Source organism: Thermomonas sp. (genome assembly GCF_029945965.1).
GTDB lineage: Bacteria > Pseudomonadota > Gammaproteobacteria > Xanthomonadales > Xanthomonadaceae > Thermomonas.
Map to the genome: position 1 here is coordinate 624,082 of NZ_JAQSDO010000015.1, position 13,907 is coordinate 637,988.

Here is a 13,907-nt window from a genome sequence, read left to right on the forward strand (position 1 = left end):
GGGCTAAATCCATTCAGGACCAAGCTCGCGCACAGGACGATTCTCAGCAGGAGACCAAGCGTTTTCATTCGATCAGAAGCTTACGCCAAAGAGCCATGTGTGCAATATCGAGGCGCTTTGATGTCGCGTCCAAAGTCTGGATCTTGGACAGAGTTTTCGATCAGGACTCTAAATGGTTCAAATTGACATAGATCAACTTGCTCGCCGGCTCGTTGGGTCTAACATGCTGTCGTATGTCTCATCCCATCCGCCAGCGACTCATCACGTCTTTGTTGTTAATCGCAAGTCTGCTATTCCAGCAGGTGGCGATGGCAGCTTACGTTTGCGCTATGCCGCAAATCCAGGCCGATTCGGTCGCGATGGCGAAGGATTGTGCGGGGATGAAATCGGCTCCTGGGCAGCAGCCGGATTCGGTTTGCCAAAAGCACTGCGCACCTGATCCAACTTCAGCCAGCACCCCGACCATTCCCCCGGTTCCGGTATTGGCGTTGCCGCCGCTGCTGCATGCGTTGGTGCGGGCACCCCTCACGCGCAGCTGCGATTACGGATCAGGCGATGTGTTCGCGCGCTCGGATCCACCGACGCGCCTGCGCTACTGCCGCCTGCTGATCTAGGCCTCCACTTCACACCATCATTCGCCGCCCTGCGTTGCAGCGGTGGTGTTTTCGTGACTGTGTGTCTTGTTGGTCTGGAGTCCCCATGGATGTTTCAACCTATTACCTGCGTGCGCCATTGGCAGCGCGCAAGACCGCATTGGTAATGCTGATGCTGGCCACGCTTGCGCCGGGCGGTGTCGCCGCACAGGCGATGTCGCTTGATCAGGCGGTGGCCGCAGCCACGCAGCGTGCGCCGATTCTGCTGGCGCGCGATGCCAGCCGCCAGGCGCGGTCCGAGGACCTCGCCCGCGCCGATGCGCTGCCGGACCCGACGCTCGTCGTTGGCGTGCAAAATTTCCCGATTGGCGGACCGGACGCCTACACGCTCAACCAGGACCGGATGACGATGCAGCGCATCGGCATCAGCCAGGCCCTGCCATCCCGCGCCAAACGCAATGCGCGCCGCGAACTGGCACGCGCGCTGTTCGACCAGGCCAGCGCCGACGCCGTATCGACCACGCTCGATGTCCAGCGTGCAACGGCCAAGGCATGGGTGCAGCTGTGGGCCGCGCAACACGAGCGCGAGCAGTTGCAGGACCTGCAAGGACAGGCCGCGCTGGCGGTACGCGCCACCCGTGCGCGGCTGGCCGGTGGTGGCGGCAATGCCGGCGATGCCTTGGCCACACGCGCCAGTGAACTGGAACTGCAGAACCGCATCGATGATGCCGATGCACGCATCGCGCAGGCACGCGCCGGCCTGCAGCGCTGGTTGGGCGATGCAGCGGTAGACGCTGCGGATGCACCCCCGGATTTCTCCAGCGCACCCATGTCCGAAGCACGACTGCTGGCGCGCCTGGACCAGCAGGGTCCACTACTGGCCTGGGACGCGCGCGAGGCCTCGGCCGATGCCGCGCTGGCACTGGCACGTGCAGAGAAGCGGCCGGACTGGAGCGTTGGTGGCGGTGTCGCCAAACGCGGTGGTGGTGGCTCCAACGTGGTCTGGCTGGAAATCGGGGTTGGGCTGCCGCTGTTCCCCGGCAACCGCCAGGACCGCGGCATCAGTGCGCGCAGCGCCGATCTTGCCGCCGTCCATGCGAGCCGCGAGGACGCGCGGCGCATGCAGGCCGAAGCCGTGCGCAAGGCGTTCGCACGCTGGCAAGGATTGGGCTCGCAGGTCATGCGCAGCCGCGACACGTTGCTACCGCTGGCGCATGACCGCGGCCGCATCGCGCTGGCCGCCTACTCCGGCGGCGCGCCCCTGCAGCCTTGGCTGGAGGCGCGTCGCGACGAGATCGACACCCGCATCGACTACGCCACGCTGCTCGGCGAATGGGGCCAGGCCTGGGCGGAACTCGCCTACCTGTTACCAGCTACCGACTCATCCGACCGCCGCACTGCACGCAAACTGGAGATCGCGCAATGAATCGCTCCCGCAAACAATCCGCGGTTCTGGCCGCCGCAATCGTCGCTGCACTGGCACTGGTCGGTGGCGCTGGCTATTGGCTCGGCACGCGTCATGACGTGATGCCTGCCGCAGGCGCATCAAGCGACAAACCAGTCTTGTATTGGTATGACCCGATGCAGCCAGACAAGCATTTCGACAAGCCGGGAAAATCGCCGTTCATGGATATGCAGCTGGTGCCGAAATATGCCGAGGCTGGGGCGCCTGCGAAACGCGAACCGCTCTACTGGTATGACCCGATGCAGCCAGACAAGCATTTCGACAAGCCGGGCAAGTCGCCGTTCATGGACATGCAACTGGTCGGCAAGTACCCGGAAGCCCCTCAGGCCGATGCTGCCAATACCGGTGGCATGAAGGTGTCGGCTGCCTCGCAGCAGAACCTGGGCATGCGTACGGCGATCGTCGAAATGGGCAGCCTGTCGAGCGGCGCGCACGTGCCCGGCAGCGTCGCATGGGACCAGCGCGCAACGTATGCGGTCAGCGCACGCGTGGATGGCGTGATCGAAATCCTGCATGTGCGCGCGCCGTTCGAGCACGTGCGCAAAGGCCAGGCGCTTGCCGAATTGATCGCGCCGGAATGGAATGCGGCGGCGCAGGAATACCTGGCGCTGGGCCGTGCCGGTTCCGCGGATGCGCGTGCGCTGCAAGGCGCGGCGCGCAATCGCCTGCGCGTGCTGGGCATGGACGAAGGCCAGATCCGCAGCCTGCGTGGCAGCGGTGTGCGCGTGGTGTTGCGGGCGCCGCGCGATGGCGTGGTCAGCCAGTTGGACGTGCGCGAAGGCCAGCGCGTGCAGGCCGGCATGATGCTGATGACCATCAATGGCTTGGACACCGTATGGGTGGAGGCGGCGATTCCGCAGGCGCAGGCCGCGGGCATCGTGCCCGGCACGAAGGTGACGGCCAGCGTCAGCGCATTCCCCGGTGAAATTTTCGACGGCAAGGTCGAGGCCCTGCTACCCAATATTGATGCCGGCAACCGTACGCAGATGGCGCGGATCGTGCTTGCCAATCCGGGGCAAAAATTGGCACCGGGGATGTTCGCCGATCTGCAATTCGCCGGAACTTCCGGCGGGTCGCACCCGTTGCTGCCGGACGAGGCTCTGATCGCGACCGGCAGCGATGCGCGGGTGATCGTGGCAATGGGTGAAGGCCGATTCCAGCCAGTGCGGGTGACCACCGGGCGTTCCGCAGGCGGGCGCACCGAGGTTCTCTCCGGACTGTCCGGCGGTGAGCGAGTGGTGGTGTCCGGGCAGTTCCTGCTCGACTCCGAGGCCAGCCTGTCCGGCGCGCTGGATCGCCTGTCCACCGATGCGACTGCCACGCCCGATCCGCGCGCAGGCGATGCCATGGACGCGATGCCGGCCAAGCCGGCACAGCCTGCGAAGGCCGACAAACCCGATCCGCATGCGGGCCATGACATGGGTGCGATGCCGCCGGAACCACGCCCGTGATCGCGCGCATCATCCATTGGTCAATCCGCAACCGGCTGCTGGTGCTGCTGGCGGCGGTCGCGCTTGCGGTCAGCGGCGTGATCTCGCTGTCGCGCATATCGCTGGATGCGTTGCCGGACCTGTCCGACACCCAGGTCATCCTGCGCACCAGCTGGCCCGGCCAGCCGCCACAGATTGTCGAGGACCAGGTCACCTATCCGCTGGCGACCACGATGATGTCGGTGCCAGGCGCGACCACCGTGCGTGCGTTTTCGTTCTTCGGTGACTCTTATGTGTACGTGCTGTTCGCCGACGGCACGGATCCGTACTGGGCGCGTTCGCGTGTGCTCGAATACCTGAGCCAAGTGCGCGATCGACTGCCAGACGGGGTCAATCCGGCGCTCGGGCCGGACGCCACAGGCGTTGGCTGGATTTATCAATACGCACTTGTGGATCGCAGCGGCAAGCACGACCTCGGGGAGTTGCGCGCACTGCAGGACTGGTTCCTGCGCTACCGGCTGAAGACTGTGCCCGACGTGGCCGAGGTCGCCAGCATCGGCGGCATGGTGCGCGCCTGGCAGGTTGTGGTGGACCCGCAGGCACTGGCTGCGCGCGGGGTCAGCGTTGCGCAGGTGGCGAATGCGATTCGAGACGCCAACGGTGCCAGCGGTGGCTCGGTGATCGAGCAGGGCGAGGCCGAATTGATGGTGCGTAGCGTCGGCTACCTGGCCTCGATCGCAGACTTCCAGAGCATCCCCGTGACCACCGGCGCCAGCGGCGTTCCGGTGCTGCTGGGCGATATCGCGCAGATCCGACGTGGGCCGACCCTGCGCCGCGGCATCGCCGAACTGGATGGCGAAGGTGAAGTCGCCGGCGGCGTAGTGATCCTGCGTTCGGGCAAGAATGCGCTGACCGCAATCGACATGGTCAAGACGCGCCTGCAGGAATTGCAGAAGAGCCTGCCCGAAGGCGTGCAGATCGTCACCACCTACGACCGCTCGCAACTGATCCGCGCGTCGGTCGACAACCTGTCGCGCAAGCTGCTGGAGGAATTCCTGGTCGTCGCACTGGTGTGCTTGCTGTTCCTGTGGCACTTGCGCTCATCCTTGGTGGCGGTGATCTCCTTGCCGCTGGGCGTGCTGGCCGCGTTCATCGTCATGCGCATGCAAGGGATCAACGCCAACCTGATGTCGCTGGGCGGGATTGCGATTGCGATTGGCGCGATGCTGGATGCGGCCGTTGTCATGATCGAGAACACCCACAAGCACATCGAGGCCTGGCAACACGAACACCCCGACCGCGTGGAACCCGACACGCGCGAACGCTGGCAACTGGTCGCCACCGCAGTCGCCGAAGTCGGGCCGGCATTGTTCGCCAGCCTGCTGGTGATCACCCTGTCGTTCCTGCCGGTGTTCGCGCTGGGCGCGCAGGAAGGCCGGCTGTTCAAGCCACTGGCCTTTACCAAGACCTATGCGATGGCGGCGGCGGCTGGCCTTTCGATCACACTTATTCCGGTGCTGATGGGCTATCTGGTGCGTGGCCGCATCCGCCCAGAACATGCGAACCCGATCAATCGCGCGCTGACCGCCGCCTACCGGCCGCTGCTGGCCTGGGTGCTGCGTGCGCCCAAGATGTTGCTGCTGGTCGCGAGCCTGACCTTGTTGTCGGCGCTGCTGCCATGGAGCCGGCTGGGCAGCGAATTCATGCCGCCGCTCGATGAAGGCACCCTGCTGTACATGCCGACCGCGCTGCCCGGGTTATCCGCTGGCAAGGCCTCGCAGCTGCTGCAGCAAACCGACCGCATGCTCAAGACCGTGCCCGAAGTCGACCACGTGTTCGGCAAGGCCGGACGCGCCGATACCGCGACCGACCCGGCGCCGCTGACGATGTTCGAAACCACCATCACGTTCAAGCCGAAGAGCGAGTGGCGCACGGGCATGACCATGGAGAAACTCAAGGCCGAACTGGATGCCGCGGTGCAGGTGCCGGGGCTGAGCAACCTGTTCGTGTTTCCGATCCGCAACCGCATCGACATGCTCGCCACCGGGATCAAGAGTCCGATCGGGATCAAGGTACTGGGGCCTGACATCCGCCAACTGGAACGGTTGGCATCGAAGATCGAAGGCGTGGCCAGGAACGTCGATGGCGTGACCTCGGCGATCTCCGACCGCGCCGCCGGCGGGCGTTACGTGGATATCCACATCCGTCGCGATCAAGCGGCGCGATACGGGCTGAGCCAGGCGCGGCTGCAGTCGATGATTGCAATGGCCGTCGGCGGTGCGCCGATCGGCCAGACCGTCGAAGGGCTGGAACGCTATCCGATCGTGCTGCGCTATCCGCGCAGCCAGCGCGATTCGCTGGCTGCGTTGCGCACAATGCCCATCGTGGCCGACAACGGCAGCCAACTGACACTGGAACAGGTGGCGGACATCGGCCTGAGCGGCGGCCCGCCGATGCTCAAGAGCGAAAACGGGCAACTAGCCACCTATGTCTACGTCGATACCGATAGCTCGGACCTGGCCGCGCAGGTCGCCGCACTGCAACACGCGATCGGCGAACAGGTGCCGCTGCCCACCGGCTACACGCTGGCGTGGTCGGGCCAGTTCGAGTATCTGCAGCATGCAATGGAGCGACTGAAATTGGTGGTGCCGGCCACGCTGGCGATTGTTTTCCTGCTGATTTATTTCGTGTTCGGCCGCTTCGACGATGCCGCGCTGATCATGCTCAGCCTGCCGCTGGCGCTGGTCGGCGGCCTGTGGCTGGTGTGGCTGCTGGGTCATGCGATCTCCATCGCAACGGTCATCGGCTTCATCGCGCTGGCCGGGGTCGCCGCGGAGTTCGGCATCATCATGCTGCTGTACCTGCGGCACGCCTGGGAGCACCAGCTGGCGCTTAACCCGCAGGCTGACGAGACGGCGCTGGACGTGGCGATCCGTGAAGGCGCGCTGCAAAGGGTTCGTCCAAAAGCGATGACCGTGGCGGTGATCTTGGCTGGCCTGCTGCCGATCATGCTTGGCTCCGGCGCGGGTTCCGAGGTGATGCAGCGCATCGCCGCGCCGATGGTCGGCGGCATGCTGACCGCGCCACTGCTATCGATGCTGGTGATCCCGGCCGCGTTCAGGTGGTTGCGACGACGCGAACTGGCGCGAAAGCGGACTGGCTGATTCAGGGCCGAAGCACCGCTTTGTTCCAAGGGGAATGGTCAGTTGATCTGTGTAATGCAGGCATGTCGAACTCCTGATGCTGGAGTTCTCATAAGTTTCATCAGGATGGGGAATACGGCGTGATGTGAGTAAACGCGGAAGGTCCATTTCTGGCCAAAAGGCCCAAAGCGAGCATCCAGCAGGAACCGTAGCAGCGGCCGAGCGTTGTTCTACATATAAAGTGCGCAAGGCGAGGCCGCAAAGCGGCCTCGCCTTGAATACATTGTTAGGCGGCGCGCTCGTGATCTACTCATTGCACCTCATGTGAGTTGGCGCCGGACAAACCAAATCGTCAACGGTGGCAACAGGATCCACTGGAGTAGCGGAACAATTCCAGTTCCCAGAACCGGTAGCGTTGGCATCGATGACGTATAGCTCCATCGTTCCAAGGGACCGGTGGCCATAGCTTCGAGAATGATCGTGATGACCACCCCCACCGCTATAAAGGCCCCAACCTGAGAAGGGCTCGAATTAAGGATCCACGAGCGTGATCGCGCGACCGCTGCCACGCACCAGAATGCGAAAAGGGATATGGCGGCATCTCCAAACGTTGCCTGAGTGCAGGCCACGACACCAACCCAGTGCGGATCGCTCGGCGTTACTGAAAAAAAGGGTACTTGCCACATCTCCCAGACGAAATTGAGAAGAAAGGAAAAAATTGCCACATTGAGCTCAGGTATGCCTGCGAATCCAGATTGTGATTGCATGAGGATTGAACCTTTCCTGCGACGCTTGATACTTGGGTTGAGCCGGCCTGCATAGTGGCGAGTCGGCTGGAGTACAAACACACCTCAAGCTGAGGCCGCGGAGCAGGTTCGGCTTTAATCTGATAGTCAGGTTGAGTGTAGCCCGGCCGGGCTCAGGCGGCTGATTGATGCCGCGCCGCGCAAGCGGCCATTTCGTTTTTTTGCTGGCGTGACCACCACGTTGACGCGCAGCCGCTATGCTTCGCGAATGATGACGGACGGTATCGAAACGCAGCAGCAAGCACAGGTCTTCCGGTGGCGCATCGGCCATGTCATGGCCATTGCCATCTTTCTGGTGTCGTCTGCGCTCGCGCTGGTGGCCTGGAACAACGCACGCGAGCGCGAACTCAGGCTGGCCGAGGCGCAGTTCCATGCAACAGTTGGCAAGCTGGCGTCGCTGGTCGAGTTGCGGATGACCAGTTATGCATTGACCCAGCGTGGTGGCGCGTCCCTGTTTGCGGCACTGAAATGGCCATCGGCGGAGCAGTGGCGCAGCTACGCCGATGGCCTCGCGCTGGATGAACATTTTCCTTCGCTGATCGGGCTCGGGTTCGCCGCATACGCCGACCAGTCGCAGCTGATGCGCATGCAACTGCAGATTCGCGAGGCTGGCGGAGGTTTGCTGGACGTCCGCCCGCACGGCGTGCGTCCGCATTACGGACCGATCATCTACCTTGAGCCACACACGCCGGAAAACCAGATTGCGGTGGGATTCGACATGTATTCGGACCCGATCCGCCAGCGTGCGATGCAGGCCGCCATGGAATCCGGAGAGGTTCAGCTGACCGGCGCGGTGCAATTGGTCCAGGACAATGGCAAGCCAACCATGGGCTTGCTGTTGTACACACCGGTGTATGCAGGCGAGTTCGTGCCATCGACGCCAGCCCAACGACGGACATCGATAGTCGGCTGGGTGTACTCGCCGTTCCATATCGCGCAGATGCTTGAACGTGCCATTGCGCCAGCCAGGACCAGCGAACACATGCGGGTTGTCGATGTCACTGATCCGGCCCAGGTCGTGCTGTATGCGGATCCTGGCATCGGCAAGGTGAACGCCTTCACTCATAACCTGTCGCTGAGCATGTACGGACGTCGCTGGCGCCTCGATTTCTTCTCGGGACCGCAGAATATAGCGGCGCCGCAATTGGCGTCGTTGAACAACATGCTGGTCGCCGGCGGTCTGGTCTCGTTTTTGCTGTTCGGCCTGATATGGACCTTGGTTTCCACGCAAGCGCGCGCGCAGCGGCTTGCGGCCGACATGACGGCCTCATACCGCCGCAGCGAGCAGCGTTTCCGCAGCGCGATGCAATATTCCGCGATCGGCAAGACGCTGCTGGACAAGGCTGGCAACATCGTCGACACCAATCCGGCGTTCAACGCGATCCTGGGGCGAAGCCAGCCGGACTTGCTCGGCCGGTCGTTGGTGTCCCTGCTTGACGGAGGCGATGAGCAGTTGCGCACCACGCAGATGAATGCCTTGCTAGACGATGGACGAGGCGTGGCGCGCATCACCCGCACGCTGCATCGGCAGGATGGCGAGGTACGTCATGTGCAACTGACCATCTCGCCGGTGCCAGGCGACCCGGATCGGGATATCGCCCGGCTCGTGCAGATGGAGGACGTGAGCGAACGCGTGCGTGCCGAGGCCGCGGTGAAGTCGCTCAATCGCACGCTGGAGTCGCGGGTGGCGGCGCGCACCCGCGAGCTGAGCGATGCCAACCGGGAACTGGAATCATTCGCCTATAGCGTCTCCCACGACCTGCGTGCGCCATTGCGGGCGATCGAGGGCTTCAGCCGCATCCTGGGCGAACGCTATGCCGATGCGATGGACGAAACCGGCCGCGACTACCTGGGTCGTGTGCGCAAGGCCACCGCGCGCATGGCGGAATTGATCGATGCCTTGCTCAAGCTTTCGCGGATCAGCCGGACCGGTCTTAGCATGGCCGAAGTGGACCTGAGCTCCTTGGCCAAGGAGGTCGCTGCGAGCCTGGCCGATGCCGATCCGCAGCGCCGGGTTGATGTACGTATCCAGCCTGGGATGCACGCGCAGGGCGACCGCACACTGCTGCTGACCTTGCTCGACAACCTGATGGGCAACGCCTGGAAGTTCACCCGCGACACGCCCGGCGCATGGATCGAGGTAGGCATGGCGCCAGGCCAGGATGGCAAGCCGAGATGGTTCGTGCGCGACAACGGCGCCGGTTTCGATGCAGGTTATGCGGACAAGTTGTTCCACCCGTTCCAGCGCCTGCACAGCCAGGATGCGTTTCCTGGACATGGCATCGGGCTGGCGTCGGTCAAGCGCATCATCGAGCGCCATGGTGGCGAAATCAGCGCCGAAGGCGCGGTCGGGCAGGGCGCAACCTTCCAATTCACCTTGGGTGAACCATCGCCGCCAGAACCGGATGTGATGGGCTGATCGAATTCCAAGTCGACTTCAGGTTTCAGGCGTTCTTGTTGTGTTTGCGCAGGGTCCGCTGCTTCTCGCGGTTCCAGTCGCGTTCCTTGCTCGCGTCGCGCTTGTCGTGGGACTGCTTGCCCTTGGCAAGCGCAATTTCGGCCTTGACCTTGTTGCCTTTCCAGTACAGCGCGGTCAGCACCACCGTATAACCGTCGCGCTGCACGCGGCCCATCAGTACGTCGATCTCTCGCCGGTGCAGCAGCAATTTGCGCGTGCGCCTTTCTTCGGCCACCACGTGGGTGGAAGCCGAGATCAACGGCGTGATCTGCGCGCCAACCAGGAACATTTCGCCGGCACTGATGATCGCGTAGCAATCACCGACATTGGCGCGCCCGGCGCGGATCGATTTCAGTTCCCAGCCCTGCAGGGACAGACCCGCCTCAAAGCGGTCCTCAAGGTGGTACTCGTGGCGAACGCGCTTGTTCAGCGTGATCATCTTGATCGATGGTGCCTTGGCCGACGCCTTCGCGTCCTTGCCGTTTGCCTTATCCTTGTGCGCTTGCTTGCTCATTGCGCTTATTGTCGCCGATCCGGTTGCAATTCTGTGCGATGGAAGCCATGCCGAACCATCTGAAGGATTCCCGCCACGCCATGCCCGTCATCATCCGCAGCGCTTTGGTCGAGCATTCAGCCGCCCGCATGTTCGCCCTGGTCAACGACGTGGCGGCCTATCCACGCCGCTTCGACTGGTGCAATGAAGCCCAGGTGCTTGAAAAGGGGGAAGATCACCTGACCGCGCGACTTGACCTCGGCCTCGGTGGCTTCAGCATCTGGTTCACCACAGAAAACACCTTGTCGCCACCGCACCATATCGACATGGATCTGCGTGATGGCCCGTTCAAGCGGCTGCAGGGGCGATGGCAGTTCCACGCCCTGGACGAGTGCGCGTGCAAGGTCAGCCTGAAGTTGGACTTCGAATCACAGAGCCGACTGCTCGCGCCAGCGTTGGCCTTGGGCATGCAAGGCCTGGCTGATCGCATGGTCGACGACTTCGTGCGCGAGGCGGACATATGCGCGACAAACATTTCCGAGGCCGGCAAGAGCAACGGATGATCAGGGCCGAACTGATCCGCGCATGGCCGAGCCGATGCGAAACGACCGTGGTCGAACTTGCCAATGATGCGAGCGTGGCCGATGCGCTGCTGGCCTGTGGCTGGTCCCTAGGCCAGGAACTCATCGGGCTGGCCGTATTCGGCGTTGCTGCCACGCAGTCAACACCATTGCACGATGGCGATCGCGTCGAGTTATTGCGTGGCTTGCAGGTCGATCCTAAACAGGCGCGCCGGTTGCGCGCCCAACGCAGCGGAAAATCGCCTTCGCCTTAGCGACGGTTTTTCTTCTTGTCCTTGGCCAGGTTGCCGAAGCGCGACATGGTCTTGGCCAGATCGGACTGATCTTCGTGAAAATAGTCGCCTTCCCACTTGGTGAGTGCGTCACCTTCGAACCACACGGTCATGTTCTTGACAGTGGGGGCACCGCTGCGGCCTGTGCGGCGGCTGGCGGTGTAATCCCAGCGATCATGGTGGAACGGATCCTGGATCGATGGCGTGCCCAGCACGATCATCACCTGGCGCTTGTCCATGCCGACCTGCAACTGGTCCACGGCGGTCTTGTCGAGCAGGTTGCCCTGGTAGATCGGCTGGCGATAGAGCACGCCGCAACCGCTGGTGATCAAGGCGACGAGGAGGACGAGCAGCAGCTTGCGCATGGGCATCAGGGGGCTGTGTAAGGACTGCGCGATGATACACTTAAGCCATGCATCACGGCGCCCGTATGGACCGCCATGGCCCGCGTTCATGCGCTGTATCGCGTGCAGGGACATGCTTCTGCACGTAGTCGGCAGGTATTCGGAGTGGTGATGGAATCGCAGGATCTACGCAAGGCCGGCCTCAAGGTGACCCACCCGCGGATGCGGATCCTGCAGTTGCTTGAGCAGACCAAGCCGCGCCACATGACCGCCGAGGACATCTACCGGCAACTGCTCGGCGATGGCGAGGAAATCGGGCTGGCCACCATCTACCGCGTGCTCACCCAGTTCGAATCGGCCGGTCTGGTGCTCAAGCACAATTTCGAAGGCGGCCATGCCGTGTACGAGCTGGATCGTGGCGAGCACCACGACCACATGGTCGATGTCGATACCGGCAAGGTCATCGAGTTCCAAAGCGAAGCCATCGAAGCCCTGCAGCATGAGATCGCCGCCGAACAGGGCTATGCGATCGAGGACCATGCGCTGGTGTTGTACGTCAGGAAGAAGCGCTAACTCAGCAATTGTCTCGCCGCAGCCTCGGCTTCAGCGGTCACCTTGGCACCACCGAGCATCCTCGCGATTTCCGCAATGCGACCGGTTGCATCGAGATACTCCACCGCAGACTGGGTGATCCCTTCCTGCGCGGCCTTGCTGACCCGATATTGCGCATGACCCGCGGCCGCGACCTGCGGCTGGTGGGTCACGCACAACACCTGACGGCCATCGCCCAGCGCACGCAGCCTGGCGCCCACAGCCGCGGCGACGGCGCCGCCGATGCCGGCATCGACCTCGTCGAAGACCATGGTCGGCACCGGATCCAATCCTTGCATGGCAACTTCTATTGCCAGCGAGATACGCGACAGCTCGCCGCCGGAAGCGACCTTGCGCAAGGGGCGGGGCGGCTGGCCGGCATTCGCGCTGACCAGGAAGTCGGCGCGTTCCGCGCCGTTCGGATCGGGTGTGGTGGGGTCGCCGGCCGTTTCCAGTGCGACTTCGAATTGGCCACCTTGCATGCCCAGCGTGCCGATCAGGACCGAGACCTCCGCCGCGAGCGCATCGCCCGCGCGTCGCCGCGAAGTAGTGAGTGCGGCAGCGGCATCCCGCCATTGCGACGATGTTGCCTGGATTGCCTGTTCCAGCCGTTGCAGGCGTTCACCAGCATCGGCGAGGGACTCCAGCTCGACCGCCAGTGCATCGCGATGCGTGGCTAATTGATCTGGCGGCAACCGATGCTTGCGTGCCAGGTCCTGCACCCGGACCAGCCGACGCTCGAGTTCCAGCATGGCGTCCGGGTCCAGGTCGAGGTCGTCGCGAATACGTTCGAGCATCGACAGCGCTTCGTCCATCTGGATCGCGGCCGAATCCAGCATCGCATCGACTTCGGCGAGCCGTGGTTCGTGGCCAGCTTCGCGTTGCAGTGCACTGCGAAGTTGCTGCAGCTGGCTGGTGAGCCCGTCGTCGCCTACCAGTTGTTGCAAGCCAAGTTCGCAAGCGGCAATCAGCGAGGCGGCATGTGCATGACGGCGATGGCTGCGGTCGAGTTCGAGCAGCGATTCCGGCTCCAATAGCTCTGCCTGTAATTCCTGCAACTGGTGTTGCAACCAGGCTTGGCGTTCGCTGACGTCGCCGCGTGAGAGCAGGGCCTCGCGCTCGTTGTGCAACGCGCGCCAACCCATCGCGGCATCGCGGGTTGCCTCGCGCAATGCCGGATGCCGGGCATGCGCATCCAGCAGTTCGGTCTGGGTCGCACGCGCGAGCAAGGCCTGCTGTTCGTGCTGGCCATGGATCTCCACCAGGAAACCGGTCAATTCGGCAAGTTGAGTCAGCGTTGCCGGGCGGCCATTGATCCAGGCCTTGGAGCCACCATCGGCGCGCAGGGTCCTGCGCAACTGGCACATGGGAGCATCCGCACTGTCGGCGTCATCGAACTCGACTTCACGCAACCAGGCAGATGCGGCTGGCGCATCGGAGAGCGAGAACTCCGCCGCCAGTTCCGCCCGCTGCGCGCCATGGCGCACGCTGCCGGCATCAGCACGGGCACCACACAGGAAGCCCAATGCGTCGACCAGCAGTGACTTGCCGGCGCCGGTTTCGCCGGAAATCACAGTCAGGCCTGCACCGAATTCGAGTTCGGCTTGGGCCACGACGGCAAAATCGCGAATGGAGAGGCGGGTCAGCATCGCTGCGCATTGTGCCTGTTGCAGCGGCTTGCCCGATAGCGCTTGACGTGCCCGTTTGCAACCGGCCCGCTTGCAAGCAGGC

Annotated in this window: 12 protein-coding genes; 8 read left to right on the plus strand and 4 right to left on the minus strand. The window is 63.5% G+C overall.

Annotated elements, in window-relative coordinates; all coding sequences use genetic code 11:
* Nucleotides 1–380: 380 nt before the first annotated feature.
* The 4 genes from PSV05_RS09180 to PSV05_RS09195 all read left to right on the plus strand — a co-directional run bounded on the left by PSV05_RS09180 (nt 381) and on the right by PSV05_RS09195 (nt 6,652).
* Nucleotides 381–614 (plus strand): hypothetical protein, encoded by a 234-nt coding sequence (locus tag PSV05_RS09180; protein ID WP_300064321.1) that lies wholly within the window; start codon nt 381–383, stop codon nt 612–614.
* An 85-nt stretch (nt 615–699) separates the two neighbouring features.
* A complete protein-coding gene (locus PSV05_RS09185) occupies nt 700–2,019 on the plus strand; it encodes a TolC family protein (protein ID WP_300064323.1) in 1,320 nt (439 codons plus the stop codon).
* A complete protein-coding gene (locus PSV05_RS09190; protein WP_345782249.1) occupies nt 2,016–3,509 on the plus strand; it encodes an efflux RND transporter periplasmic adaptor subunit in 1,494 nt (497 codons plus the stop codon). The genes PSV05_RS09185 and PSV05_RS09190 overlap by 4 nt, the downstream gene beginning before the upstream one ends.
* The gene (locus PSV05_RS09195) at nt 3,506–6,652 is read left to right on the plus strand and encodes an efflux RND transporter permease subunit (protein ID WP_300064325.1); all 3,147 of its coding nucleotides are present in this window, start codon (nt 3,506–3,508) and stop codon (nt 6,650–6,652) included. The genes PSV05_RS09190 and PSV05_RS09195 overlap by 4 nt, the downstream gene beginning before the upstream one ends.
* Nucleotides 6,653–6,951: 299 nt before the next feature.
* Here PSV05_RS09195 and PSV05_RS09200 read toward each other — a convergent pair whose 3' ends face one another.
* Entirely contained in the window at nt 6,952–7,398 is a 447-nt protein-coding gene (locus PSV05_RS09200) for a hypothetical protein (RefSeq protein WP_300064327.1), read from the minus strand.
* Between the two features lie 247 nt (nt 7,399–7,645).
* Here PSV05_RS09200 and PSV05_RS09205 point away from each other — a divergent pair, with 247 nt between their 5' ends.
* Nucleotides 7,646–9,856, plus strand: a complete 2,211-nt coding sequence (locus PSV05_RS09205; RefSeq protein ID WP_300064329.1) for a CHASE domain-containing protein — start codon at nt 7,646–7,648, stop codon at nt 9,854–9,856.
* A gap of 25 nt (nt 9,857–9,881) precedes the next feature.
* On the opposite strand, the gene smpB is transcribed toward PSV05_RS09205, so the two are convergent.
* Nucleotides 9,882–10,409, minus strand: a complete 528-nt coding sequence (gene smpB, locus PSV05_RS09210; RefSeq protein ID WP_300064331.1) for an SsrA-binding protein SmpB — start codon at nt 10,407–10,409, stop codon at nt 9,882–9,884.
* Nucleotides 10,410–10,489: 80 nt separating this feature from the next.
* On the opposite strand from smpB, the gene PSV05_RS09215 reads away from it, so the two are divergent.
* A complete protein-coding gene (locus PSV05_RS09215; RefSeq protein WP_300065443.1) occupies nt 10,490–10,951 on the plus strand; it encodes a type II toxin-antitoxin system RatA family toxin in 462 nt (153 codons plus the stop codon).
* A complete protein-coding gene (locus PSV05_RS09220) occupies nt 10,948–11,223 on the plus strand; it encodes an RnfH family protein (protein WP_300064333.1) in 276 nt (91 codons plus the stop codon). Before PSV05_RS09215 ends, PSV05_RS09220 begins: the two co-directional genes overlap by 4 nt.
* Here PSV05_RS09220 and bamE read toward each other — a convergent pair.
* Nucleotides 11,220–11,606 carry an outer membrane protein assembly factor BamE gene (gene bamE / locus PSV05_RS09225; protein WP_300065445.1) on the minus strand — a complete coding sequence of 129 codons (387 nt, stop codon included), beginning with the start codon at nt 11,604–11,606 and terminating at the stop codon, nt 11,220–11,222. The genes PSV05_RS09220 and bamE overlap by 4 nt on opposite strands.
* Before the next feature lie 150 nt (nt 11,607–11,756).
* Here bamE and fur point away from each other — a divergent pair, with 150 nt between their 5' ends.
* Nucleotides 11,757–12,158, plus strand: coding sequence for a ferric iron uptake transcriptional regulator (fur, locus tag PSV05_RS09230; protein WP_300065447.1), 402 nt, complete (start codon nt 11,757–11,759; stop codon nt 12,156–12,158).
* Here fur and recN read toward each other — a convergent pair.
* Nucleotides 12,155–13,825, minus strand: coding sequence for a DNA repair protein RecN (recN, locus tag PSV05_RS09235; RefSeq protein ID WP_300064335.1), 1,671 nt, complete (start codon nt 13,823–13,825; stop codon nt 12,155–12,157). The genes fur and recN overlap by 4 nt on opposite strands.
* Between the last annotated feature and the right edge of the window lie 82 nt (nt 13,826–13,907).

Bases quoted from the DNA above. Each gene is read 5' to 3' on its own strand.
- bamE (WP_300065445.1), bottom strand. From the start codon at position 11,606: ATGCGCAAGCTGCTGCTCGTCCTCCTCGTCGCCTTGATCACCAGCGGT.
- PSV05_RS09190 (WP_345782249.1), top strand. From the start codon at position 2,016: ATGAATCGCTCCCGCAAACAATCCGCGGTTCTGGCCGCCGCAATCGTC.
- PSV05_RS09220 (WP_300064333.1), top strand. From the start codon at position 10,948: ATGATCAGGGCCGAACTGATCCGCGCATGGCCGAGCCGATGCGAAACG.
- PSV05_RS09215 (WP_300065443.1), top strand. From the start codon at position 10,490: ATGCCCGTCATCATCCGCAGCGCTTTGGTCGAGCATTCAGCCGCCCGC.
- recN (WP_300064335.1), bottom strand. From the start codon at position 13,825: ATGCTGACCCGCCTCTCCATTCGCGATTTTGCCGTCGTGGCCCAAGCC.
- PSV05_RS09180 (WP_300064321.1), top strand. From the start codon at position 381: ATGAAATCGGCTCCTGGGCAGCAGCCGGATTCGGTTTGCCAAAAGCAC.
- PSV05_RS09185 (WP_300064323.1), top strand. From the start codon at position 700: ATGGATGTTTCAACCTATTACCTGCGTGCGCCATTGGCAGCGCGCAAG.
- PSV05_RS09200 (WP_300064327.1), bottom strand. From the start codon at position 7,398: ATGCAATCACAATCTGGATTCGCAGGCATACCTGAGCTCAATGTGGCA.
- PSV05_RS09205 (WP_300064329.1), top strand. From the start codon at position 7,646: ATGATGACGGACGGTATCGAAACGCAGCAGCAAGCACAGGTCTTCCGG.
- smpB (WP_300064331.1), bottom strand. From the start codon at position 10,409: ATGAGCAAGCAAGCGCACAAGGATAAGGCAAACGGCAAGGACGCGAAG.
- fur (WP_300065447.1), top strand. From the start codon at position 11,757: ATGGAATCGCAGGATCTACGCAAGGCCGGCCTCAAGGTGACCCACCCG.